This is a genomic window from Marinomonas spartinae, assembly GCF_016461715.1.
Classification (GTDB): Bacteria; Pseudomonadota; Gammaproteobacteria; order Pseudomonadales; family Marinomonadaceae; genus Marinomonas; species Marinomonas spartinae_A.
Genome location: NZ_JAEMUI010000005.1, coordinates 65,394 through 90,923 on the forward strand (window position 1 = coordinate 65,394; position 25,530 = coordinate 90,923).

At 43.4% G+C, this 25,530-nt stretch carries 24 protein-coding genes; 9 read left to right on the forward strand and 15 right to left on the reverse strand.

Annotated features, from left to right (window positions below; all coding sequences use genetic code 11):
• Window positions 1-116: 116 nt before the first annotated feature.
• Together yegQ and JHD45_RS06980 are read right to left on the reverse strand one after the other, a co-directional pair.
• Entirely contained in the window at window positions 117-1,481 is a 1,365-nt protein-coding gene (gene yegQ, locus JHD45_RS06975; protein ID WP_199475796.1) for a tRNA 5-hydroxyuridine modification protein YegQ, read from the reverse strand.
• A gap of 131 nt (window positions 1,482-1,612) precedes the next feature.
• Window positions 1,613-2,551 (reverse strand): hypothetical protein, encoded by a 939-nt coding sequence (locus JHD45_RS06980; protein ID WP_199475797.1) that lies wholly within the window; start codon window positions 2,549-2,551, stop codon window positions 1,613-1,615.
• Window positions 2,552-2,707: 156 nt separating this feature from the next.
• Between JHD45_RS06980 and JHD45_RS06985 the strand changes: the two genes are divergently transcribed.
• Entirely contained in the window at window positions 2,708-3,292 is a 585-nt protein-coding gene (locus JHD45_RS06985) for a superoxide dismutase (protein WP_199475798.1), read from the forward strand.
• Window positions 3,293-3,470: 178 nt separating this feature from the next.
• Here the strand turns inward: JHD45_RS06985 and JHD45_RS06990 are convergent, their stop codons facing one another.
• Window positions 3,471-3,911 (reverse strand): TerB family tellurite resistance protein, encoded by a 441-nt coding sequence (locus tag JHD45_RS06990; RefSeq protein ID WP_199475799.1) that lies wholly within the window; start codon window positions 3,909-3,911, stop codon window positions 3,471-3,473.
• Window positions 3,896-4,432, reverse strand: a complete 537-nt coding sequence (locus tag JHD45_RS06995) for a DUF6942 family protein (RefSeq protein ID WP_199475800.1) — start codon at window positions 4,430-4,432, stop codon at window positions 3,896-3,898. Before JHD45_RS06995 ends, JHD45_RS06990 begins: the two co-directional genes overlap by 16 nt.
• Window positions 4,433-4,636: 204 nt before the next feature.
• Here JHD45_RS06995 and JHD45_RS07000 point away from each other — a divergent pair, with 204 nt between their 5' ends.
• The 3 genes from JHD45_RS07000 (at window position 4,637) to JHD45_RS07010 (ending at window position 6,936) form a co-directional block, all read left to right on the forward strand.
• Window positions 4,637-5,047, forward strand: a complete 411-nt coding sequence (locus JHD45_RS07000; RefSeq protein WP_199475801.1) for a YeeE/YedE family protein — start codon at window positions 4,637-4,639, stop codon at window positions 5,045-5,047.
• A 10-nt stretch (window positions 5,048-5,057) separates the two neighbouring features.
• Window positions 5,058-5,480, forward strand: a complete 423-nt coding sequence (locus JHD45_RS07005) for a DUF6691 family protein (protein WP_199475802.1) — start codon at window positions 5,058-5,060, stop codon at window positions 5,478-5,480.
• 289 nt (window positions 5,481-5,769) lie between these two features.
• Entirely contained in the window at window positions 5,770-6,936 is a 1,167-nt protein-coding gene (locus JHD45_RS07010; RefSeq protein ID WP_199475803.1) for a type III PLP-dependent enzyme, read from the forward strand.
• 119 nt (window positions 6,937-7,055) lie between these two features.
• Here JHD45_RS07010 and JHD45_RS07015 read toward each other — a convergent pair whose 3' ends face one another.
• From JHD45_RS07015 to gcvT, 4 genes are all read right to left on the reverse strand, one after another.
• On the reverse strand, window positions 7,056-7,778 hold the full coding sequence (locus JHD45_RS07015) for a flagellar brake protein (RefSeq protein ID WP_199475804.1): 723 nt from the start codon (window positions 7,776-7,778) through the stop codon (window positions 7,056-7,058).
• 90 nt (window positions 7,779-7,868) lie between these two features.
• On the reverse strand, window positions 7,869-9,008 hold the full coding sequence (locus JHD45_RS07020) for a 4-phosphoerythronate dehydrogenase (RefSeq protein WP_199475805.1): 1,140 nt from the start codon (window positions 9,006-9,008) through the stop codon (window positions 7,869-7,871).
• On the reverse strand, window positions 8,989-9,534 hold the full coding sequence (locus tag JHD45_RS07025; protein ID WP_325097266.1) for an elongation factor P hydroxylase: 546 nt from the start codon (window positions 9,532-9,534) through the stop codon (window positions 8,989-8,991). The genes JHD45_RS07020 and JHD45_RS07025 overlap by 20 nt, the downstream gene beginning before the upstream one ends.
• A 230-nt stretch (window positions 9,535-9,764) precedes the next feature.
• On the reverse strand, window positions 9,765-10,865 hold the full coding sequence (gene gcvT, locus JHD45_RS07030) for a glycine cleavage system aminomethyltransferase GcvT (protein WP_199475807.1): 1,101 nt from the start codon (window positions 10,863-10,865) through the stop codon (window positions 9,765-9,767).
• A gap of 372 nt (window positions 10,866-11,237) precedes the next feature.
• Between gcvT and glyA the strand changes: the two genes are divergently transcribed.
• From glyA to gcvP, 3 genes are all read left to right on the forward strand, one after another.
• Window positions 11,238-12,515, forward strand: coding sequence for a serine hydroxymethyltransferase (gene glyA / locus JHD45_RS07035; protein WP_199475808.1), 1,278 nt, complete (start codon window positions 11,238-11,240; stop codon window positions 12,513-12,515).
• A gap of 54 nt (window positions 12,516-12,569) precedes the next feature.
• The gene (gene gcvH / locus JHD45_RS07040; protein ID WP_199475809.1) at window positions 12,570-12,953 is read left to right on the forward strand and encodes a glycine cleavage system protein GcvH; all 384 of its coding nucleotides are present in this window, start codon (window positions 12,570-12,572) and stop codon (window positions 12,951-12,953) included.
• Between the two features lie 110 nt (window positions 12,954-13,063).
• On the forward strand, window positions 13,064-15,928 hold the full coding sequence (gene gcvP, locus JHD45_RS07045; RefSeq protein WP_199475810.1) for an aminomethyl-transferring glycine dehydrogenase: 2,865 nt from the start codon (window positions 13,064-13,066) through the stop codon (window positions 15,926-15,928).
• Window positions 15,929-16,016: 88 nt separating this feature from the next.
• Here the strand turns inward: gcvP and copD are convergent, their stop codons facing one another.
• From copD to JHD45_RS07060, 3 genes are all read right to left on the reverse strand, one after another.
• Window positions 16,017-16,937: a copper homeostasis membrane protein CopD gene (gene copD / locus JHD45_RS07050; RefSeq protein ID WP_199475811.1), complete on the reverse strand. Its 921-nt coding sequence runs from the start codon at window positions 16,935-16,937 to the stop codon at window positions 16,017-16,019.
• A gap of 6 nt (window positions 16,938-16,943) precedes the next feature.
• Window positions 16,944-17,309: a copper homeostasis periplasmic binding protein CopC gene (copC, locus tag JHD45_RS07055; protein ID WP_199475812.1), complete on the reverse strand. Its 366-nt coding sequence runs from the start codon at window positions 17,307-17,309 to the stop codon at window positions 16,944-16,946.
• Window positions 17,310-17,691: 382 nt separating this feature from the next.
• Window positions 17,692-18,963, reverse strand: a complete 1,272-nt coding sequence (locus JHD45_RS07060; protein WP_199475813.1) for a glucarate dehydratase family protein — start codon at window positions 18,961-18,963, stop codon at window positions 17,692-17,694.
• Between the two features lie 291 nt (window positions 18,964-19,254).
• On the opposite strand from JHD45_RS07060, the gene JHD45_RS07065 reads away from it, so the two are divergent.
• Entirely contained in the window at window positions 19,255-20,049 is a 795-nt protein-coding gene (locus JHD45_RS07065) for a GntR family transcriptional regulator (RefSeq protein ID WP_233407666.1), read from the forward strand.
• Window positions 20,050-20,166: 117 nt separating this feature from the next.
• Here JHD45_RS07065 and JHD45_RS07070 read toward each other — a convergent pair whose 3' ends face one another.
• Both JHD45_RS07070 and JHD45_RS07075 read right to left on the reverse strand, forming a co-directional pair.
• On the reverse strand, window positions 20,167-20,571 hold the full coding sequence (locus tag JHD45_RS07070) for a DUF805 domain-containing protein (protein WP_199475814.1): 405 nt from the start codon (window positions 20,569-20,571) through the stop codon (window positions 20,167-20,169).
• A 149-nt stretch (window positions 20,572-20,720) separates the two neighbouring features.
• Window positions 20,721-21,179 (reverse strand): hypothetical protein, encoded by a 459-nt coding sequence (locus tag JHD45_RS07075; protein ID WP_199475815.1) that lies wholly within the window; start codon window positions 21,177-21,179, stop codon window positions 20,721-20,723.
• Window positions 21,180-21,531: 352 nt separating this feature from the next.
• Between JHD45_RS07075 and JHD45_RS07080 the strand changes: the two genes are divergently transcribed.
• On the forward strand, window positions 21,532-23,433 hold the full coding sequence (locus JHD45_RS07080; protein WP_199475816.1) for a PhoX family protein: 1,902 nt from the start codon (window positions 21,532-21,534) through the stop codon (window positions 23,431-23,433).
• A gap of 91 nt (window positions 23,434-23,524) precedes the next feature.
• Here the strand turns inward: JHD45_RS07080 and JHD45_RS07085 are convergent, their stop codons facing one another.
• Both JHD45_RS07085 and JHD45_RS07090 read right to left on the reverse strand, forming a co-directional pair.
• On the reverse strand, window positions 23,525-24,223 hold the full coding sequence (locus JHD45_RS07085) for a hypothetical protein (protein WP_199475817.1): 699 nt from the start codon (window positions 24,221-24,223) through the stop codon (window positions 23,525-23,527).
• A 103-nt stretch (window positions 24,224-24,326) separates the two neighbouring features.
• On the reverse strand, window positions 24,327-25,499 hold the full coding sequence (locus JHD45_RS07090; RefSeq protein ID WP_199475818.1) for a lipase family protein: 1,173 nt from the start codon (window positions 25,497-25,499) through the stop codon (window positions 24,327-24,329).
• Window positions 25,500-25,530 lie beyond the last annotated feature (31 nt).

Here is a 25,530-nt window from a genome sequence, read left to right on the forward strand (position 1 = left end):
CCATGTCAACTAGATCATGATGATATATAGATATTAAAAAAGGCTCATAAGGTGAGCCTTTATAGAAAGAGATGAGATGACTAAAGAAACCTCAGGCGTTAGAACGTTCAACCAGATTAAGCATTTGGAAGATTGCGCATAATCATACCGAACGTCAAACCTTCAGGGCAGCTATCCATAGGAATACGCACCTTATGGCCTGACCCAGGCGCGACGACCATTGACTCTCCACGGAGGGTTTCCATGGCTTGCAATTGAACGAACTGGCTACCAGCGGGCGTCATTAATTCTAATGTGTCGCCTACCTTAAAACGATTTTTTACCTCTACCGTCAACCAGCCATTTTGCCAATCCAACATTTCGCCGACAAACTGCTGCTGGGTAGAGATAGAATTGCCATGTTGATAGTTCTGATACTGGTCATGTACATGACGGCGATAAAAGCCTTCGGTATAGCCCCGGTGGGCAAGGCCGTCTAGCTTATTCATTAAGCCCATATCAAAAGCACGCCCGTATGTCGCATCATCAATGGCTTGACGATATAATTGGGCCGTACGAGCCGCATAAAAATGCGATTTAGTACGCCCTTCGATTTTCAATGAGTGCACGCCCATTTCAATCAATTTTTCGACATGCTGAATGGCTCTTAGATCACGACTGTTCATAATATAAGTCCCATGCTCATCTTCGAACGCTGGCATGAACTCCCCCTCTCGACCTTGTTCACGAAGCAATACTACCTCGTCAAATGGCTTCCCTATCCCCAAAGTGGTTTGCTCCTTTGGATCAAGCGCTTTGGGATCAAACAACTGTGGTGAGGTTAAATGGCTGCCATCGGCAGGGACAATATCGCCCGTTATCTCTTCTTTCGCCGCTTTCACATCGTATTGCCAACGGCATGAGTTGGTACATGTACCTTGGTTTGGATCTCGACGATTAAAATAGCCAGATAATAAACAGCGCCCTGAATAAGCAATACACAAAGAGCCATGGACAAAGGTTTCAATTTCCATGTCTGGCACCATGGTGCGAATCTCACCGATCTCTTCTAAAGAAAGCTCTCGGGATAAAATGACACGGGTTAAACCGTAGTTATGCCAGAACTTTACCGTCGCCCAGTTCACCGCATTTGCCTGAACCGAAAGGTGAATGTCCATATCTGGCCATTTTTCTTTAACCAACATCATCATGCCAGGATCAGACATAATTAAGGCATCTGGCTGCATATCGATAACGGGCTCAATGTCTCGCAGGTAAGTTTTGATCTTGGCATTATGAGGAGCAATGTTACTCGCCACATACAATTTTTTGCCTTGCTGGTGGGCTTCTTCAATCCCCACTGCAAGGTTTTTCATATCGAAGTCATTATTACGCACACGCAAGCTATAGCGTGGCTGCCCTGCGTAGACCGCATCGGCACCATAGGCAAAGGCGTAACGCATGTTTTTGAGAGTACCGGCGGGAGAAAGTAATTCAGTCATGGGATCAATAAATCAGAATAATAAGAATGGGCGCATTCTAATCATTTGTAGGACGGTGGCTATTTGCAGAACAAAAAAAGACCGACAAAGTCGGCCTTTCAATGATGTAGATCAAGCGAGGTTAAAGATACTCAATTTGACCCTGAGCTCAACTGCTGCTGCAACATGATTTGATTGATCTGTTTACGAATCCGCAAGATCTCAGAATTAACTTGAGCTCGGAAAGCATCGTTTGAATTGAGGGCATCCTGATGCTTGCTAAGCTCTTGCTTCATCGCCGTAAGATCCGATCCACCATTAAGTTTCGCAACCTTTTTCTGCAAGGTAGACAAATCCTGAGACACTTGATCAATGCTCAATGCTTGCGCATCGTTACTGTCACTTTGGGCAGCAATATTCTGTTCAAGCTTCGCCAGTTTATCGTTAATCTTAGTCAAGCTACTTTTTAGATCACTTGTATCCGATGCGATAGGTTTGACCTTATCCGTTAAATCGGCCACGGACTTGACCACCTTATTGTAGTTGTTTTCCAGCTCGTTAAAAGAATTGCCTTGCATAGCAACACGCTGCCCTTGGCTTGAGACATTATCCTTCAACAAGGCAAGTTTCTTATTGAGCGCATCAATCGCATCACTATTATCTGAAATGTTTTTTCGGTTACGGTCGTAGGCAACTGCCCAAAGCTTACGTACCTCGCTCTCGTTATCCTTAATGCGATCTTCTAAGCTTTGGCCTTTCTTATCGGCTGACACATCCGCAGCAAGCAACTGATTGTCCAAGTTTTCAATCTTATTTTTCGCACCAGACAATTCATTGCGCAATTGTAAATTCTGCTGCCATAACCAGTAGCCTGCTCCGGCAGCGGCGGCTAGAATGAGGAAAAGTAATAGGTAAATACCAGCAAGACTTGGCTTTTTGTACACCACAGATTGGTTTGTGGATGGTCTTGTTGGGGGTGGATTTAAGCGGCGTTTAGGATCCTGCTGCGACCGCTGTTGTGGGCGTCTATCGCTGACTTCGTCCTGGTCTAAAGTCAAACTTGGTATTTCGATGTCATCTTTTCTTGGCATGGCGTTATGGTATCTTCGCTATTAACAAAAATTATGAAACTAATAACCACAAAAACTTAATGATTATTATATTTCAAAGTTCGGTGCTACTATATAAGCACCATTAACTGCTTGATAACAAGCATTTTTCGTTAATACAAAGCAAGGAGAAAAGAAATGGCTTTTGAATTACCCGCTCTTCCTTATGCTAAAGACGCACTTGAGCCTCATATGTCAGTTGAGACCCTTGAGTACCACTACGGCAAGCACCACAACACATACGTAGTGAAGCTAAATGGTTTGATTCCTGGCACAGAATATGAAAATAAATCTCTAGAAGAAATCATCACTTCTGCTCCAGCGGGTGGCGTATTCAACAACGCGGCGCAAATCTGGAACCATACGTTCTTCTGGAACAGCCTAAGCCCTAATGGTGGTGGCGAGCCTACTGGCGCGCTAGCTGAAGCGATCAATGCAAAATGGGGCTCTTTCGCGAAGTTCCAAGAAGCATTCAACGACAAAGCGGTTAACAACTTTGGTTCTAGCTGGACTTGGCTGGTTAAAACCGCTGACGGTTCTCTAGACATCGTTAATACTAGTAATGCTGGCAATCCACTTACTGATGGTTTGACGCCTGTACTGACTGTTGACTTGTGGGAACACGCTTACTACATCGATTACCGTAACGTACGTCCTGATTACCTAAAAGGTTTCTGGGCATTGGCTAACTGGGATTTCGCTGCCGCAAACTTCGCAGCGTAATTCACTTTTACCAAATTGTAATGCAGTCTAAAAACGCGGCCAAGTGCCGCGTTTTTTCTTATTGATGAATCAGTTAGAGCTACCAATCAATAAATACACTAAATAGTCATTATTTTTCAAACCCATCTAGGCTTAAAAAACCTTTAACTTAATAGTTTTTATTAATACATAGAATCAATCATTTTTGCATTTCTTTTTGCGCAATCAACTTAGCTTGAATAAATTCTGAATGAGGCATAAACAGCAGATCACTAATAGAGCGAATACGATGATCTTCGTAGGCGTCAACATCACCATCAGCATAGGCAACTCGCCATAAGCCAATCAACAATTCCATTTTTTGCTCTAAAGAGGCATTATCATTTATCACTTTAGTAAACTGATAAAGATCGTTCGCCTCCTTAATACCCGCCTTTGCTTCTTCAAAAAGCATGTCCACATCATCTCCTAAATCCGTCACGCCTTTTAGGAAGTCTTTCATTTGAGTGACTTCTTTTTCATTGACGTCATCATCCGCCATAATAACCTCCATCATGAGCGCTGCCACTGCTCTTTGATAAGAGATACGCTCATGGGGCTCAGTAGATACCTGAAAAAGGCTTTTTAATGCTTGTAACATGAATTCTCCAGTAAATTATCTAGAACTTGATGACGCAACTCACTAATCAAACGGTTGGGGAACTGACGATAATCAAGGTATGGACACCAAACTTGATGGTCATAAAAAGCAGCCTGCTGTTTGTCTCCCACCACCGTCGCCCTTTCATCAATCACTATGTCTTGACGAAAGGTATTACCAACGATAAACACAACACATTCTTGACTGACCTCATCACTCGCCGCGTAATACTCCTCCAGCTGGTGCTTATCCCAAATGATCGCACAACGAGAAAATAAACACTCATCACGATAATATCGCCAATCTTCCTGCGAAGGCACTAACAACTTCGCTATAATAGTGAATATTTTACGCCAATGATTCCCATTTAATTCAATCAGCAAGGGAACATTCGGATAAGATAAAAAGGCCTCATCATAATCCGACGGCAACACAGGCTTATTTGGCATGAGAAAAATACATTGCGCGGTTTCCTTTGGAGCGCCTAACCACAGCAACGCATCATTACTTAAATCAGACATCCCACACCTTGAATAGGTTCATTTATTATGACCATAGTAACTAACTAATGTTCAAAGACGATGGAAGAAGAGAATATTCATTAAAAAAACAAATAGCATCCTAGATTAATCCTTTAATTTCATACGAAACTTAACAGAATAAGCTTATTCTATTATGATATATTATTAACTATCTTCTCAGACAACCTCAACGAGATTACCACCATGACTGACATACTTTATCCCATCCTTGGCGGGCTTTGCATTGGTCTTTCAGCAAGCATTTACTTGTTAGCAACAGGTAAAATTATGGGCATCAGTGGCCTGTTGTCCCAAGCATTGTTTGGTCCACCTGGCATGAATACAAAATGGTTACCTCTTATATTTCTTGTCGGCACCGTTGTTGGTGGCGCAAGTTACGGTGTTTTAACTCACCAGACGGTACCCTTTCCCGATCCCAGAAGCCCGCTTTTATTGATTACTTCTGGCCTTCTCGTTGGCTATGGAACTCGCCTTGGCAGTGGTTGCACCAGTGGGCATGGCGTATGTGGCATTTCCCGTGGTTCGATTCGCTCTTTGACCGCAACCGCCATATTTATGGTGACAGCTATTCTAACCGTGATGATCACGAAATAAGGTCCTGATTATGATGATATTAATTACGCTATTTTGCGGTATTTTATTTGGTGTCGGCCTCGCGTTATCGCAAATGACTAACCCCGCAGTCGTTCTTGGCTTTTTAGACATTTTCGGCAACTGGAACCCGTCTTTAATTTTTGTAATGGGCTCCGCTATTGTAGTAGGGGTTATAAGCTATGCCATCAAAAATGGCCGTCAAGCCCCTTGGCTAGCCAAAAATTGGTCTGTCCCAACCCATACTCATATTGATGCTAAGCTGGTTATCGGCAGCGCTCTATTTGGCATTGGCTGGGGGTTGAGTGGTTACTGTCCGGGACCAGGCCTAACCGCTTTAGTTAACAACCCTCAAGAAGGCTTTTACTTTATTGGGGCAGTTATTATAGGAAGTGGTATTTTTTATATACAAAACAAACGATTAGCAAAAGCCTAACCCATCAAAGCATGGATTTTTTAGTCATAAAAAATTCATGCTTTCTTCCTGCTACATCCCTAACTACACTTTCCTTTCTTGAGACAAAAAAAACACTTGACGCGAGACCCCTTGGGTTTTAAATTTCGCCCGCGTCATTGCTGAACATAATCCGCACCGCTTCAACTGCTGCGCTAGTCGCTTAAGGCCTTAGAGCCGGATAAGTAACAGCTTAAAGTAGGATGGAGGGAGGTAAAGACGTTCTTACTTTTATACGGTTTATGTTTTGCCAGATAAGGAGCTTTAGCCCATGACTACTGACGTCTATTCTTTTTATACCCCAGAACGTTTCGCGCGCTTCAAAGCATTTGCTGATACCAAAGAAACACCCTTTGTAGTGATTGATACGCAAATGATCGATGAGGCTTATACCGAGCTGACAAAAGGCTTCCCTATTGCGGATGTGTTTTACGCGATTAAAGCGAATCCGGCCCCCGAAATACTAACCCTATTACGTGACCGTGGATCCAACTTTGATGTCGCCTCTCGTTATGAGTTAGATAAGCTGTTTTCTATTGGTGGGATTTCGCCAGATCGCGTGAGCTATGGTAACACCATTAAAAAAGCTAAAGACGTTCGTTACTTCTACGAGAAAGGCGTGCGCATGTTCGCCACCGATTCCGAAGCAGACTTACGCAATATCGCTAAAGCCGCGCCAGGCTCTCGTGTTTATGTGCGCATTTTGACTGAGGGCACTGTCACAGCTGATTGGCCTTTATCTCGCAAATTTGGCTGCCGTCCGGACATGGCTATGGATCTACTGATTCTTGCAAAAGAGCTTGGCTTGATTCCTTACGGCATTTCGTTCCATGTTGGCTCTCAGCAACGCGACATCGGGGCTTGGGATGCAGCCATTGCCAGCGTAAAAGTCATTTTTGAACGCTTGAAAGAAGAAGATGGCATCCAATTAGAAATGATCAACATGGGCGGTGGTTTCCCCGCAAATTACATCGCCCGCACCAATGACCTTGCAACCTATGCGGAAGAAATTTCACGCTTCTTGGAAGAAGACTTTGGCACCGATTTGCCAAGAATTATTCTAGAGCCTGGACGCTCTTTGATATCTAATGCTGGAGTATTAGTTAGTGAGGTAGTGTTGATCTCCCGTAAATCCCATACAGCTCTTAATCGTTGGGTATTCACTGATGTGGGTAAATTCTCTGGTTTAATCGAAACCTTAGACGAAGCGATTAAATACCCTATTCATGTTGAGAAACAAGGTGAGTTAGAAGAGGTGATTATTGCCGGACCAACTTGCGACAGTGCCGACATTCTATATGAACACTATAAATATGGTTTGCCACTAAACTTAGCGATTGGTGATCGTATGTACTGGCTATCAACTGGTGCATACACCACAACTTATAGTGCAGTAGAGTTCAACGGCTTCCCGCCTTTGGCATCTTACTATTTATAAAACGTCTTAAACTGGACGGTGCGTTAGACAACAGCGCTAAACACGATATCGGGTTGCTGGCCTCTTCTGAGACCAGCAACTCATTTATCCAATAACATCGTTCGTTGATTGATGTGTCGTTAATTGAGCCGACTTTTTTGCGTTTCCAAAATAAAAGCTTTTAGGGTGATCGCGGCCTCCCGGCTTATATTCTCAAAACGAACACCATAAACATAAAAGTACTCTGCATTCATTTTTTCTAAGAACTCATTATCAACCAGACTGGCCTGAAGCTGCTCAAGCATCTGTATTTCTTGAGAACGAATTTCACCATCAAGCTTTAACGCCACATGATAACCAGCCACATTCACACCTAAAGACACTTTAAGTTTCTGACTCACTAGACCAAAATCTTCCTTGGACACCAACTTGGCCCCACCAAGACTAAGATCCACCAATACGCCAGTTGTAAATGCCGGAATCGAGTCCGAACCATCAACGGGCTCTAAGCGACAAATTAATCTCGTCTCTACTCGAGCGGCAGTCCGAACCACTGATGCTTCCACATACTCAGGGTAGGCGATATGAATATGAGGCCCTGGTTCCAAATAACTTTTTGCCACTTTACTACTAAACGCACATACCTCGGTGTCCAGCATGACACGAATGTTTACGAGTTGACTTTCACGTACCAGAATATTTTTACCATTCACTTTAGGGCAAGACAGAATAAGCGAGCGGCCAGGAATAGCACCCAAGACACTCACCATATATCGACCTGGTGGAGAAATAAACTCCAACTGTACGCTTGTCCCTATCGGTACATCCAATTCATCAAAATCTACTTGTCTTACTCCAGACATGAAATGCTCTCTTCTCATTTTTGTAATCGATATCAAGACCTGCTCCCCACTGGGACAACGCTCCTCAACAGGTCTTGAAATAAAAACACCTTAAAACCCCATTGCTTTCAATTTTGTAAGAGCCTGTTCACTTGACGGCTCTACTATGCAAGTGGCGAACTCATCCCGCTCAACATAATGCTTACGCAACCAATCAAAGGTTGTCTTATTAGCATAGCGGCGATAGTTAAATCGCAAACGAGAATCGTCCCTTGCCACGTCATAAATCGCATGCGCAGCGCGGGCCAACAATTCTTCGCCGCTTAAATCGTCATGAAGTGACACAGCACGCAGCCGCCCTGGACTAATGGCATCTCTTAATGACACTTGATTGTCGATATTGAAATGTCGACAAAATGCTTGATAGACCATCCAAGTGCCCTTTTCACGACCTTGTTTGCTATACCCTGCAATATGTGGCGTCGCAATATCCACAATAGCCAAGGTCTCAACATCAAGGTCAGGCTCCCCTTGCCAAACATCCCAAATTAAATGCAAATCGCCACGCCGCTCTTTATATAACTCTCGCAAGGCCGCTTCATCGATTACACCACCACGACCAGCCGATATAATCGCAGTACCCGCTTTTACTTGTCGCAGTTGCTCCTTACCAACCATACCAATGGTCGGATAATCACCGTCCCTCGTCAGTGGGGCATGCAAGGAAATCACATCACAAGCCATGACTGAAGCCAAGGAAACAAACGGCACTGAGCCTATATTCTTGCTAGCATACTCTGCCTGTTTGATTGGATCATAAACGCACACATCGCAACCCAATGCAGCAAAACGATCAAATACCGTCTTACCAACATTACCGTAACCAATCACGCCTATTTTTTTATTCAACCACATGAGATTTTTTGTTAATGCCAAAAAACCTAATCCACTAAAAACATAGTCCGCCACCGCATCGGCATTGCAACCTGGGGCACTACTAAAGGCAATGCCTTGTTCTGCTAAATACTCAGTATCAATGTGATCTACACCAATAGTAGCACTTCCTACAAAACGTACACGGGAACCTTTTAACAGTTCGGGCGATACCTTAGTTACAGAGCGCACCAATAGAACATCAGCACCTTTAACTTGTTCTTTAGTTAATGTACGACCATTGACCAATTCAACCTCACCAAAAGCTGAAAACAACTTGGTCACGTTGGGCATATTTTCATCGGCAATTATTTTCATATTGCTGGTTCATGTACCTATCAAAGTCCGTATCTGAGCAACGCATTGACAACAGATACTGAGAAAAAGTGAGAGCTCGCTGAGGCAAGCCCGACATTAGATAACGTTTTACTTGTTCATAAACAGCACGTTCAAAAACACTAGCGTCATACTCTGGCAATGCCAAATTATCAACGCTCACACGAAACCTCATACCCGCAGCCCAATGGAAGAGACACTCAACCGCTTGCGGCTTAACTTCGACCGTTTCAAAAAGCTGTTGTTGCTCTTCAGTGCGCGTATCAGGCTCATACCAATATCCATAATCTTCCAGTTTGCGCCGCTCATCACCAGCGATACACCAATGACTGATTTCATGAAGCGCACTGGATGGATAATCTAAGCGAAAATACAATAAGGCTGGATGCGTCTTGGTGGGAGGAAGATATAAAGGCTCATCAGCGCCACTCATAAGCACAGTGTTAAAATCCGATTGAAAACAGGCATTAAACGCCTCAATCAGTTGTTTAGCTGTTAGCAAAAGCACCACTCCGGAGACTAAAATATCAAAAGCGAAATTATTACACATTTACAATGTGTGGGCTATTCAGCATTTGAGGCTTGTCCGTAGAAAAATGCTGAATAGCCATCAAAAAACGCCCCAGCGGATACAACCCAATGAGGCGCATTGTGTAGTCTTTGAATAGAGGGCTTAACTCTCCGAAGCTTTTAACTTCTGAAGTCCTTATCCTCTGAAACTCTTAACCTCTAAAACTTTCAACCTCTAAAGTAATGGGCAGGCACAAACGGCATTTTGGTTTGAATCAATGGAATGCTTTTCCCGCGAACATTGGCAAATAACGGCGTCTCATCCGTTAAGCTTTGTGTTTCAACATACGCCATGACAATAGGCTGCGACAGACTAGGAGAAAATCCTCCGCTGGTCACCGTCCCTTTCACGTCTCCAGCTTCATTAATGATCTCAACACCTTCACGAACAGGCGCCTTACCATCCACTAAAAAGCCAACACGCTTGCGGTTTGGTTTGTTAGCAAATTCAGGCAAAATCACATCCGCCCCGATAAAGCCTCCTTCACGTTCGCCCCCAAGACGACGAACGGGTTGAATGGCCCAGTTCAGTGACGCTTCAACTGGCGTTGTGCTGGTATCGATATCATGACCATACAAACATAGCCCAGCCTCCAAGCGCAGAGAGTCTCGAGCCCCCAAGCCAATCCACTCCACTTCGGGCATATCAAGCAAAGCATCCGTTAAAATTTGAGCGTGCTCATTGGGGACAGATATTTCGTATCCGTCTTCCCCCGTATAACCTGAGCAACTTACCCACAATTCAATACCTTGCCATTCAAACTGCGTACTCTGCATAAATGTCATCTTAACCGCATCTGGTACCAGTCGAGCAAATGCCTCACGCGCTTTAGGTCCTTGGATGGCTAATAAGGCACGATCATCAATCACCTCAACCTCACAACCAACCAGCGACGCTTTCATATGAGCAATATCGTTGTCTTTGCAAGCCGCATTAACAACAACAAAAAGCGCCTCACCCCAATTCGCAAACATGAGATCATCTGAAATAGCACCATTTTCTGTGGTAAACAGACCGTAGCGCTGCATACCTTCTGGCAAACCTAAGACATCGACAGGGACAATTTTCTCAAAAGCCTCTTTAACATTGGCACCACGCAGCATCACTTGTCCCATGTGCGAAACATCAAATAACCCCGCATTTTCACGAACCCATAAATGTTCTTTTTTAACGCCAAGGGGATATTGGACAGGCATTTCATAACCAGCAAATTCAACCATTCTGGCGCCTGCAGCAATGTGCTGCTGATATAGAGGGGTACGTTTCATAAAACAGACCTTTCGATGATTTAGAGAATTTTGTTTCCGATTGGAAACAGATTATCTAAAAAAACACCCATTTTACAAGTGATCCGTACAATTTAATCTAGACTGAAGAAGATTAAGCCTCAGAAGCGGTCTATAGAATTAACCAAGTGGTCAGTATTTTTTGCTGCTTTAAAATGTCGTACTTGCTTGTTTATTTCTTGTTTCCAATCGGAAACTTTTTCGTTATGATGATGGCAAGTTGACGCATAACGGTCATTGATCGGCGCTCTTATAAAGATGATCTTTTTTCATCATCTTGGACGGCTCAAATGTTATCATTGGATAACGATTTATCGTATTGGACAGAAATGTTTATTTAAGAGGAATTATACCATGGCCAACACCGAAGCCTTTTTCAGTCAATCACTGGCTGAACGAGACCCAGAACTTTTCGCGACCATTGTTGAAGAACAAAATCGTCAAGAAACTGGCATCGAATTGATTGCTTCTGAAAACATCACCTCTAAAGCCGTTTTAGAAGCTCAAGGCTCCGTTCTAACAAACAAATACGCAGAAGGCTACCCTCATCGTCGCTATTACGGTGGTTGTGAAGCGGTTGACGTCACTGAACAACTTGCTATTGACCGTGCGAAGCAACTTTTTAACTGCGAATTTGCCAACGTTCAACCACATTCAGGCGCTCAGGCTAACGGCGCCGTCATGCTTGCACTGCTGCAACCAGGTGATACGATCTTAGGGATGTCTCTAGACGCTGGTGGTCACTTGACTCATGGCGCGCCACCAGCTCAATCGGGCAAATGGTTCAACGCTGTTCAATATCAAGTGAACCCTGAAACCCTGTTGATAGATTACGATGCTATTGAAGCACAAGCATTGGAATGCAAACCCAAAATGATCATCGCTGGCGGTTCTGCCATCCCACGTGTGATCGATTTCAAACGCTTCCGTGAAATTGCCGATAAAGTTGGCGCTTATCTTTTTGTCGATATGGCTCACATTGCTGGTCTTGTTGCAACAGGCGCTCACCCTTCACCACTGCCATATGCCCACGTCGTGACCACCACAACACATAAAACACTACGTGGCCCTCGTGGCGGCATGATCTTGTCTAATGACCTTGATCTTGGCAAAAAAATCAATTCTGCGGTTTTCCCAGGTTACCAAGGCGGTCCATTAATGCATGTAATTGCAGGCAAAGCGGTTGCATTTGGTGAAGCGTTAAAACCTGAATTCAAAACCTACATTGATCAAGTCGTTGCCAATGCGAAAGTATTAGCAGAAGTCATGATGGAGCGTGGCTGTGATATTGTTACAGGTGGTACAGATAATCACTTGATGCTTGTAGACCTTCGTCCAAAAGGCCTAAAAGGTAACGTTGTTGATAAAGCCCTCGAACGAGCTGGCATCACTTGTAATAAGAATGGCATTCCATTCGACACTGAAAAACCAATGATTACCTCTGGTATTCGTCTTGGCACACCTGCGGCGACCTCTCGCGGATTTGGTGAAGAAGAATTCCGCAAAGTGGGCCATTTGATCAGTGACGTGCTAGACGGCTTGGTAGAAAAACCAGAAGGCAATCCAGAAGTGGAAGCCCGTGTACTTGCAGAAGTAAAAGAGCTTTGCAAGCGCTTCCCTCTATATCGCTAATCACAAACAACCCGAGCCTAAACATCTCGGGTTATTTTTTAATGGGGCAAAGATATGAGCACTATTCCAGACAACCTAAAATACGCTGATTCTCACGAGTGGGTATTGGATAATGGCGACGGCACTGTGACCGTGGGCATTACAGACCATGCGCAAGACCTTTTAGGTGACGTGGTTTATGTTGAATTACCTGAAGTTGGCACCGAAACCGTTGCAACCGAACAATTTTCATTGGTTGAATCTGTCAAAGCCGCTTCTGACATTTATGCACCTGTCTCGGGTGTAATAATCGAAATCAACGAAGCGTTAGACGACTCACCTGAGTTAATCAACGAATCGCCATACCAAGACGCTTGGATTGCTAAAATCAAGCTTTCTGAAGGCGCTGACCTGAGCAAGTTATTGGATGCAGACGGCTACGCGTCAAGTATCGAATAATTCTGTTATCCGCTCTCTTATGCTAGCACGCACCTTGCCGCTAAAACATGTTGCAGCTAACACTAAGAGAGCCCATCTCTCCTGCTTTATTTTAATAGGTGATTATTACCATGACCTCGTGCATCCGTGATTTGCAAAACAATGACGAATTCATCGCACGCCACATTGGCTCTGACATATCTGAACAAGGCCTGATGTTGCAGACAATTGGTGTCGACTCATTAAATGCGTTGATTGAAAAAACCATACCCGAAGCAATTCGTCAGGCAAACCTTGACCTGTCTACCCAGCCTGCCAGTGAAAGCGACGCACTAAAACAGCTCAAAGCCATTGCCAGCAAAAACACGGTGGCACGCTCCTTTATTGGCATGGGCTATCACGATACACATGTCCCCTCGCCTATTGTACGGAACCTATTAGAAAACCCGGGCTGGTACACTGCTTACACCCCTTACCAACCTGAAATTTCGCAAGGTCGCTTGGAAGCCCTCTTAAACTTTCAACAAGTGATTATTGACTTAACCGGCATGGAAATATCCAACGCTTCACTGCTTGACGAAGCCACCTCCGCTGCCGAAGCCATGACGCTAATGAAGCGCTCTAACCGCAAAAAAAGTAACATCTTATTTGTTTCAGACCAGTTACTACCACAAACCATTGATGTTATTAAAACACGTGCCGCACTACTGGACATTGAAGTAGTTGTTGATAATAACGACAACCTAGGCAATTACGATGTATTTGGTGCCATTTTCCAATACCCAGGCATCAATGGCGAGGTTATCGATCTAACCGATCTTATCACTCAAGCCCATGAGCAAAATGCATTGACCAGTGTTGCCGTCGATTTATTAGCCCTTGTGCTGATTAAATCCCCAGGGGATATGGGAGCGGATATTGTTTTCGGCAGTGCACAGCGTTTTGGCGTACCAATGGGATTCGGCGGTCCTCATGCGGCATTTTTAGCAACCAAAGATGCGTTCAAACGCTCTATGCCAGGTCGTGTTATTGGCGTTTCTAAAGATAGCCACGGCAAACCTGCCCTTCGCATGGCGATGCAGACTCGCGAACAACACATTCGTCGCGAAAAAGCCACCTCCAACATTTGTACAGCTCAAGCACTACTTGCCATGATGGCTGGCTTTTACGCCGTTTATCATGGTCCTGCTGGCTTAAAGAAAATCGCTTCTCGCGTTGCTGCCCTAACCCACTGCTTTGCAACCGCATTGCAAAAGAAAGGTTTTACGACCAACGCCAACTACTTTGACACCCTTGTTGTCGATACCCAAGACAAAACACAGAGCATTATTGAGGCAACTCAAGCGAAACTGATCAACCTTTTTCAAGTGTCTGATCGTGCGTTGTCGATTTCTTTCAGCGAAACGACGACAACAGAAGATGTGATCGATCTAGCGGCGTGTTTTGGCATAACATTAAACCAAAATGATATCGACTCAAGTGCCGCTGGCATTGGCTTTGATGAAAGCTTACTGCGCCAAGATGCCATCTTAACGCACCCCGTATTCAACTCTCATCACAGCGAAACCGAGTTGATGCGCTACCTGCACCAACTCGAAGTCAAAGATATTGCCTTGAACCAAAGCATGATTCCACTTGGTTCTTGCACCATGAAGCTAAACGCGGCGTCTGAAATGATTCCCGTCACTTGGGCGGAGTTCGGCAGCATCCATCCATTCGCACCGCAAAACCAAGCAGCAGGCTATCACGTCCTGTTGTCTGAGTTGATCGACATGCTCGCAAAAGCCACAGGTTACGATACGATTTCTCTTCAGCCAAATTCAGGCGCTCAAGGGGAATACGCAGGTCTACTCGCTATCGACAAGTACCACAAGTCACGTGGCGACCACACTCGAAATGTGTGTTTGATTCCAAGCTCTGCCCACGGCACAAATCCAGCCTCTGCAGCCTTGGCTGGCATGAAAGTCGTGATTGTGAAATGTGATGAAAATGGCAACATTGACTTGGTCGACCTCGCTGAGAAGGCAGAAAAGCACACCGCCGAACTAAGCTGCATCATGGCGACGTACCCATCTACTCATGGTGTATTCGAAGAACATATTCGCGAAGTATGCGAGATTGTCCATAAATTCGGTGGACAAGTGTACATCGATGGCGCCAATTTAAACGCACTTGTTGGTATCGCCCCTCCTGGTGCATTTGGTGGTGATGTTTCCCACTTGAACCTACATAAAACCTTCTGCATTCCACATGGTGGTGGTGGCCCTGGTATGGGACCAATCGGTGTTAAATCACACCTCGCCCCTTTCCTTCCAGGTCATAGCGTTGAACCAGTCATGGGCATGACAGAGCAGCATGGCGCTGTCTCCGCAGCCCCATACGGTAGCGCAAGCATTCTTGTTATTACTTGGATGTACATCAAAATGATGGGCGACAAAGGCCTGCGGGATGCAACCTTTAACGCCATTTTGAACGCCAACTACATTGCCAAGCGTTTAGCCGATCATTACCCCGTGCTTTACACGGGCAAAAATGGCACAGTTGCCCATGAATGCATTATCGACATTCGTCCAATCAAGGCAGAATCTGGCATTAGCGAAGAAGACATTGCTAAACGATTAATGGACTTTGGTTTCCATGCACCAACGATGTCTTTCCCTGTTGCTGGTACATTGATGATCGAACCGACAGAATCCGAGTGCAAAGAAGAGCTTGATCGTTTCTGCGATGCTATGATTCAAATCCGCAACGAGATCAGTAAAGTACAGTCGGGTGAATGGTCCTTAGAAGACAACCCTCTCGTTAATGCTCCGCACACAGCAGACAGTCTGTTAGACATGGAATGGAACCATGCTTATTCGCGAAAAGAAGCAGCATACCCATTACCTTGGATCAAAGGGCGTAAATACTGGCCGAGTGTTGGTCGTATCGACAACGTTTATGGTGACCGCAACTTGTTCTGTGAATGCCCACCGATCGACAGCTACGAAAGCTAAACTAAGCATTAAATGCAACACATCAAAAAGGCAAGCCAGAATATGGCTTGCCTTTATTTGATTCGCTTCAAACTAAGTCGCAACTTAATTAAAAATCTCCCGCATGGGGATCTAAGACACCAAATATAGCGACGGCTAAAATTACCAAAATCCCCAAAAACCATTCAAGCATGGTCGCTTTTTTAAGTGACGCTATGCTTTCTTGTCGTAGATCGGATTGACTAAGCCTTGGTGCTAATACCACCTTATTACGAATCGCCAACCCTATCATTAGTACTACCAAGAGTATTTTCCCTGTCAGCATTATCTGATAGGTATTTTGCAAACCAAATGGTAAATACCCGAGAATCAATAAAGTGTTAAGCGCGCCAGAACAAACGATAATACTAACGGATACCATACCAAGGCGAGAAAAGCCCTGGACCGCGTTGATTAAAGGCAAAGGATTTTCTGTGTCATCAAGGGCCTTAAGAACAAAATAAAGAGCGAATAATCCCCCTACCCAAGAAGCCCCTGCAAGGACATGAAGAATATCTGAGAGTTGATGAACTAACCCTCGCCATCCTTCATTCATTTGAGCATGACCCGTAAAAGAAAAGCTCACTAAAATAAGCCCTACACCAAGCAATAACAGAAGTACTTTATATTCCTGTCTTAGCTTGACGGCAAAAACGTTCGCAAGCAGGAGCACACAGCACCCCATGATACTTATTTGCCAAGCAAGACCTGCTGAGGTTTCAGTTATAACAGGCCACCATAAAGAGTCAGAAAATACATCTGACCAGCCATCACCGATCATCGCAATATTGATAGGAAGAGTAACGAGAACACAACCAACTAACACCCAAACACAGGGGGTTATGAGCTTAAGAATGGGAGACGGTAACACTTGGGGAAGTTCTGCCCGCAGACAAATAGCAGGATAAAGTAACATCCCCCACACCAAAGAACCAACCGCTTCTAAAATGAAGCGGTTGGTGACTAATGCCAAATGAACCGTTAAATCCACGCAGCTTTATTTCTTAATGACAAAAGTATAATGGCCTTTTGTTTTATGACCGTCTTTCGACAAAGCATGCCACTCTACTGTGTATTTGCCTTTAGCCAAGGCATCAGGTAAAGGCACAACCATCGCTTTATCATCGCTATCAGATAATAATGCTGTCCCTGTTTTAACTGGCTGATGCTTTCCATTCAGTAATTTCACCCCTGTAAAATGAATATTAAGACCCTCACTAAATTTCAAGACAAGGTTAGCAGGAGAGTTAGTCGCAACACCATTTATAGCAGGGAAAGCCGATTTCAAATGAGCATGCGCAAAAACAGCACCGGACATAGAAAGGGCAGCGGTCGCCATCATACCTAAAAAGATTTTTTTCATACTGTATACTCGTTAAAAATGAAAGTTGAGAGAAGTACAACTCTATATGAAGCAGTAAAACAAACGATTTACTATCATTCGAGTAGGACTGGGCAATAAAGCAGTTAGGCTCCTAATCTGGACTATTACCCTTATGTTTTGTCTAACATATAACCAATAATCCCTTAATAATCAGACATTAGCTTTATGAAAACCAAAGCATTATGCCCCCAATAAGAGTCATTTTTCAGTAAACAATAAGCAAGATAGGGCATTTTTTATAACACTTAGCATATAAGAACAACCACCTACCAACGACACCAGTTCAGCAACACCATGAATCAACGTCACCTGAAAAAAACATCAATCTTCTACGCCAACCCCATCAATATACCGCCACCTACTAAAAACGCGGTACTGTGCCCTGCCAATCTAGCTGGTATTTTTGCATCTCAGTCACGTCGTTACGCTCTCGAATCCCACAGTTTTTATAGTTTTCCGCTAAAGCAGCCAGTGCCTCACGATCCAACTCAACACCCAAACCTGGCTTATCCGGCACAACAACAGCGCCATTGTTAAATTTGATTTTTCCCCCTTTAATTACTTCTTCTTCCTGCCAAGGATAATGGGTATCACACGCATATGTTAAGTTTTCAATCGTCGCAGCAGCGTGGGTCATGGCCATCAAACTAATACCAAGATGGGAATTAGAATGCATCGACAAGCCAATGTTCCAGGTTTTACAGAGTCTTGCCAATTCTTGCGTCGCTCTTAATCCCCCCCAATAATGGTGATCGGAAAGAATCACTTGCACCGCGTCGCGTTCAATAGCTTCTGGCACATCAAAATACCCAATGACACACATGTTGGTCGCCAACGGGATATCAGTAACCGCACTCACCTCTCCCATGGCGACTTTCCCTGGCGCAGGGTCTTCTAGGTATTGCAGCAACCCTTCGCTAAATTCGGGCAATAGCTTCTTCGTCATCTCAACAGACCAACCACCATTGGGGTCAATGCGTAATGGCAATTCAGGAAACACCTCACGTAATGCTTTTAGTGCTTTTATTTCCTCTAATGGTTCGAAAACGCCTGCTTTCAGCTTGATGGATTGAAAGCCATATTCTCCTATCATTTTTTTCGCTTGAGCAACAATCCCTTCAGGCGTCAGCGCTTCACCCCATTTATCGACCCAAGAATCGTTAGTAAAGCCATGACGTTCGTATTTGTAGAATAAATAAGCGCTGTAATCCACTTCGTCTCGCACTTTTCCGCCAAGCAAATCACATACAGGACGTCCAGTGAGTTTCCCCATGACATCCAGACAAGCGACTTCATAAGCAGAAAAAATACGGGGTACTGTGGTGGCTCCTAATGTACCTGGCGCAATTTCAAGACCTGATTTTGGGTCAGGCAAGGTAACAACTTTTTCGATTTTCTGACGAATGGCGTTTAGATGAAACACATCCATGCCTATTAAATGGGGAGCGACTTGTTTCAACTGACTGATGGTTTGCTGATCACCATAGCTTTCCCCCAAACCATACACCCCCTCCTCCGTATGTACCTCAATGATAGTCCGCAACGCCCACGCCTCGTGAATACCATAGACATTGAGTAACGGTGGATCACGAAAAGCAATTGGGGTGACTTCCACTGATTTAATAAGTGACATAACCTTTCTCCGAGATAAATGATGTCTTATTAGCAAATAAAGCACTAATCGACAGATTGAACATAACATCCGCCGCCGCGATGACTCTAATCATGAAGCGACACCCATCCAGTAAAAGAGATAAAGACGACGAGAGTCGCTATGGGAAAGGCCTGCAATCTCATTTATCCACTCCCACTATTTTTAGATTTATTGTTAAGGATGCATAACTTACCAACTAATATATTAGCTAATACAATCATTAATATACTAATATATTAGTTATAAAGTGCAATCGTTTTATGCGTACTTATGGCATTATCGACAAAAAGCAAACAAACAAATCGGCAGAGTGCCCCGATAATCACACTAGATAAACATGCCAATATGATAGAAAGACACAGCATAGAGCTGATCAAAAAGTATCTTGATCATCTAGATGAAACACCCAAATCGGCAGTAGATCGAATCTACGCTGACTTATACAGAAGAATCACTAATTTAGAACTTCCTCCAGGAGTTCCTTTAACTAGGGTTGACCTTTGTAAAGAGTATAACGTCAGCCAAACCCCCGTTAGAGAGGCCCTACTTCGTCTAGAGCAAGTTGGTTTGATTAAGGTTCGTCCACAATCCGGCACGGAAGTAAGCTACATTGATATACAGCAATTAGAACAGAATCATTTTTTGCGAGAAGCGTTGGAATTCGAAGTGGTTAGATGTTTATCATTGCATCAAGACAGTAGACTACTGTCTCATTTAACCATGTTAGTGGATATGCAAGAAAGCTTAATTGGAGGCAATGCAGAGGACATAAACTTATTTAGCAAATTAGATAGATTATTTCATTCCTCGATGTTTGACGCTGTCGGCCAAAGCCAGTTATATGAGCTTATTTGCTCTCGATCTGGACATATGGACCGCATTCGCCGTTTACACCTCCCTTCAGAGGGAAAAGTACGTGGTGTTATTTTATCTCATAGAAAAATAATCCAAAGCATTGCTTCCGGCGATCCCATCCAAGCAGTCGACTCGATGCGTGAACACTTAAGTGGCACACTATCCAAAGTCGAGGAAATTAAAAAAACGTACCCAGAGTTTTTTTTATAATCTCGTTAACAACACCTATTTAACAGAGAAATGAAAACGAGGCGACCGCGGAGGAGAGCTGAGCTGCTGTCGCCTTTTTGTATTGTGATAATTTTGATAAATTATATATTTAAATTATCAAATGGTGATTGGAGCGCTCCTTGATGTTATCCAGCTTGGATCTTCACCAAATCGATTATCACCAATCGAGCCTTCTAAAGATAAGAGAAAGATCAGTAAGAGGGTACCAAATACAGGGATTACATTAAGAAAGATAAACCAACCAGAACGGTTTATATCATGCAGACGGCGAATGCTCACCCCAATGGTTGGGGATAGAATCAAAAAGTTAAACACCAAAACAACGATCATTAATTGATCTAAGGTGATCAATGATTTTGATAAGAAGGATTGCACAAAAAACAAGAGACTGAGCAATAGATTGACCATCATATTACCCATAACAAAATACCAAAACTCTTTGCGAGACGAACGACCTGAAAACACGGCATATTTCTTAAAGGCAACCAGATACCAACCCATATCTTTCCTTCTCTTTTCATTCAGTTAGCTGATAGATAAACGCTCTGTAAAGAATATAACAGCATGGAATTAATCGCTAAAAAAATTACAACTAACCCTCAAAAAAGAGAACAGATTCAAACGCAAGTCTAGAAAACCATTAAAAAACCTTATACCGCACCAAACTGACGAGCAAATTCATCCAGTTTTTTACTGCGAATCGATTTCAGTTGGGCCAGTTCGGTTTTTGCTGACGTTTTTGCTTCAACAACAAGCTTGGGATCCTGATTGATTGCCGCATTTTTCAAGGCCGCTTCATAGGTATCTAACACCTCATCAAAATGATCCTGATAAGCCTCTTCTACCATGGCAAGTGCTACGTGGTAAGAAGCATTATTAGACTCCGCATCACGTTTTATGCGATCTAAAGAGTTTTGAAAATACAAGGACTGTAAAGTAACGTGGGGAGAAGAAGTACCTCGGGATTCTCTCCTTTCATTTACAACAATGCCTGATGAGGCGGGCTGAGTCGAAAAAACCGTACTTGCCTGTGTGTAGCTTACAGGCATTGTGTTCAAAACAAGAATTGCAGTGAGCGACTGCAATCTCTTAAAGAGAACTTTTTTCATGTTCACCTACTCCTATTGAAAAATAGCAACATACAATCTCCTCTATAAAAACGCGATTCGATTCTATGAAAAGTGAGATTTCATTCTATGGGGCAAGCGTGAACAGCACAATCCAATCAGTCCCATTGCACATTTAAACCTAAACCTTGCATTTTTATGACAAGACAATACGCAAGAAAAAATAACAAGTATGCACAAATAACCAAAAATACCCCATAAAAGTAAATTAATTGTCATGAAATTGTCATGCTTACTATGGTTTACTCTTTGACGATAAATTCGATCGGGCAGTGATCGATATTTCTATTACATATCAATCAGGTATCACCCTGACTCAATGAGGAACGAAGAAATGACCCAGTCCGTTGATAATACTCGTCGTCGTATGCTCGGTTTTATGGCAGGCGCCCCTTTACTCCCTCTTGCTGGTGGCATATTCACCTCCAAAGCGTTTGCCGACAACATCACAGACTCCCCATTAGCCTCTGTCAGTTTTGTTCCAATGGCGGCTCCATCGTTAAGTAACCCAGCAGCCATGGCGACAACCTATATCAATTCGGCAATGCAGCTTAAGTTTGAAGATGGCTCTAGTCGCCTAGTTAAACTTGACTACCATCCTTTTTTCATTTCTGGCGATAAAGTTCCTGATGGTCAAGGTGGAACAGTCGTTGCTGGCGGTTATTATGATATTAACAACCGTCCAATTAACGATCCAACAGCGGGTAATCGCCAATTTTTCTCAGACTGTCCAGATGGTTCAAGTCTATTAACGGTAGAAGGTGCAAACGTACCTGGTGTTTACGGCAAACCAGTATTTGCGGTGGTTCAATTTGAATATACTTCCCGTGACGGCGGCGGTAACGATATGTACGGTCGTCTACCCTCCCCTATTGCTGTATTAACACTGGATCAAAACCAAGAAACGGGTGAATTGAAACTCGTGAAATATCACAATGTTGATACTTCCAGTGTTGGTGGTTTATGGATCACCTGCGGGGCAAGCTTGTCACCATGGGGCACTCACCTTTCCAGCGAAGAATATGAGCCAGACGCATCAAAAATGGATGATAAGCGCTTCAAAGCTTACAGTAAGAACTTGTTCGGCGATGAAAATAAAGCCACACCTTATAATTATGGTCACCTGCCAGAAGTCACCGTCAACAAAGACGGTACAGGGTCTATCACCAAGCATTACTGCATGGGCCGTATTTCTCATGAGCTTGTTCAAGTCATGCCAGATGAACGCACTGTCATCATGGGTGACGATGCGACAAATGGTGGTCTGTTCATGTTTATTGCTGACAAACCACGTGACTTATCTTCTGGTAAGCTATATGTAGGAAAATGGCATCAAACTTCTAACGAAGGCCCTGGTGCGGGCGATATTTCTTGGATCAAACTGGGTGAAGCCAATAGCGATGAAATCAAACGCCTTGTTGATGCGGGCATCAAATCTTCTGACATCATGGAAATTCATCATAAAGACCCAAAAGACCCAAGCTTCACTAAGATTGGCTACGGCGGCAAACCAAACTGGGTAAAACTGAAACCAGGTATGGAAAAAGAAGCGGCCTTCTTGGAAACACACCGTTATGCAGCACTTGTTGGTGGCTCTTTAGGCTTTACCAAAATGGAAGGTACAACGGTCAATATCAAAGACAAAAAAGCCTACTCCGCGATGTCCTACATCTATAAAACCATGACGGATGGCAGCAATGACATCCATGTTCAAGGACCAAAAGCCGGCGCCGTATACGAACACAAGCTAACAGGCGGTCAAACAGACAGTGATGGCAACAGCATTGACAGTGAATGGGTATCGGTTCACATGCACGCTCCATTCAACCTAACAGGGGAAGACCTAAAAACAGCCGATGCAATCGGCAATACGGCCCATGCTGACCGCATCGCTAACCCAGATAATATCAAGTACTCTGAAAAGCTTCGTACTTTGTTCATTGGTGAAGACAGTGGCAATCATGTTAATAACTTCCTATGGGCATACAATGTAGACAGCGGCGACCTGTCACGCATTATGTCTTGCCCAGCAGGCGCGGAATCAACTGGCCTGCATGCGGTTGACGAAATTAACGGCTGGACCTACATCATGAGCAACATGCAACACCCTGGTGACTGGGAAAGCCCATTGCATGACAAAGTAAAAGATGTATTAGATCCATACGTCCGAGCTAACTACAAAGATCGTTATGGTGCTGCTGTGGGTTATATCACAGGGATTCCTAAAGTCTCTTAATTAATAAGCGACTTTACTACGATTTATCTGATCGGATAAACAAAAGGGCAACCATCTGGCTGCCCTTTTTTCTAAGCCATGAGCTAAGCAATTAATACCAATGAAAAAAACCATTTACCACGTAAAGTAGGATTGATAATAAAAGTGCACCAGCGAACCCAAGAGCAATCCTATTCTCATCTTCAATGTTATCTTTAAAAAAATGCTTCTGGCACGCACCAAGAACGCAAACCACAACCAAAAACGTCACGCCTTGGCTTATCCAAAAATAGTTACCAAATAAAGGCAATATAGGGCTAACACTTGCATAGAGAACAAGAAATTTAGACGCAGCGAGACGACTTCTATCTGATACCAATATCACTGCACTAATAGCTAAAGCCGCAGTACTCAGACTTAAAAAGACAATCACAGGCCACCAGATAGGCTCAGGAAAAGCCAATAGACTATGCAGTGAATCCGATATTTTTTGAGACGAAGGCAAGCTAAAATAAGAAGTAATAAAGCGTACTACCCCAAAAAGCATAAACCAACAAATAACACCTGAGAAGAAGTAGCTTGGAGAGAACGCTGTATATCCTTTACGCTCTGCTAACTTAACAAGTAGCACACCGACTAAATTAACTCCACCAAAAATAAACAAAGCATGTAAAAAGTCATGACCGTAAAAAATACTCATTGGCATCGTCATGGCAATAAAAATACTCGGACGAACAACACTCTTTATGTATAAATAAACAAAAACTGGCTGTAATATCAGCATGATGATGGCTAGCGCCTTTAGTTCCATTTCCTTTTCCTTAAGTGTTCATAATCATTAATTTTTCTAAAAAAAGCGCTTCAAAATTGAAGCGCTTTTTAAAGTATATAAAACGATGTAAATCAACCAGATATTAATCGACTAGAGATAATGCCGTTCTAGCTAAACGATAAACCATCTTTAACGTTTGCTCAAAAACCCAGCGAATAAAACTATAGGACAAATCTTTAACCTTAACGCCCGTATATCCAGAAAACTTCAGCATACATGCAAGGAGCCCAGTCGCAGCTCCCGCAAGACTTGGCGAACCAAGAGCTCCTTCTGATAAGATCATAGCTATTTTATCATATAGATTTAAACCGTTAGCTACTGCAGACTGCAACACTTGAGCTGCTCCATGCTTAGTATCATTTAATAGAGTCAATAACCCTTCGCTTAGACGATTCATCCAGAAAATAGATGGCTGTACCTGTGAAGCCTGTCTTACACTTAAAACAACTCTTTTATTTGAATGAAAACCAACCTCTTTATTGATAGACTCCCAATTTTTGCCTTTACAATTACGACTATAACGCACCATTTTATGCTGAAGAGGGTTTATTAATTTATTATTATCAAGGCAATATTCGGCTGCATTATAGGGAACATGAACAAATGGCCATACAGGAACCATTGGTACAACGTCTCCACCATTGACACAACGGTATATATTTTTTACTCCAATTCTGTTTGTAGCAGAGAGGGAAAAATCAGTATAGCCAACTTTTGGGGCTCCAAAACTATAAAGCTTCACCTCACAGGAATATGACGATTTGACCCAATCAGCAACCATTAATGCTAATGCTCCGCCCAAGCTATGCCCAACACAATGCAGAACTCCGCCAGGTTTCATTTGCTCTACATGTTTAGCCAAGGGGCCCTTGATCATTTCAAAAATTGCATTAAAACCAGAATGCACTGTTTTCCCAGAATCACTTACACAAATGGAGGTTCTAAAATCACTTGACCAATCACTGGCAGCGTCAGTACCTCGGATAGCAAAAACTAAATCATTTTTAAAGGGATTCGACCGGCCAACAGTTGTAACCCCCTTACCTACCAAAACAAAACCAGTCTCATTTCCTTTCATATGAGACACAACACCGCCTGAAGTAGCTTTAATTGGGCCGTTTGACAAATCGAAAATGAAATGTGATTTTAAATCGTTAGAGGCTGTTATCCTATACCTACCCCTAGAGTCAGGTTTTTTTATTTCATATGTAAGCCTGCATAACTCTGCACTTACTGAAGGTGTTAATATACCCATATTACTATCCCTTATCCCTTATCCCTTAATT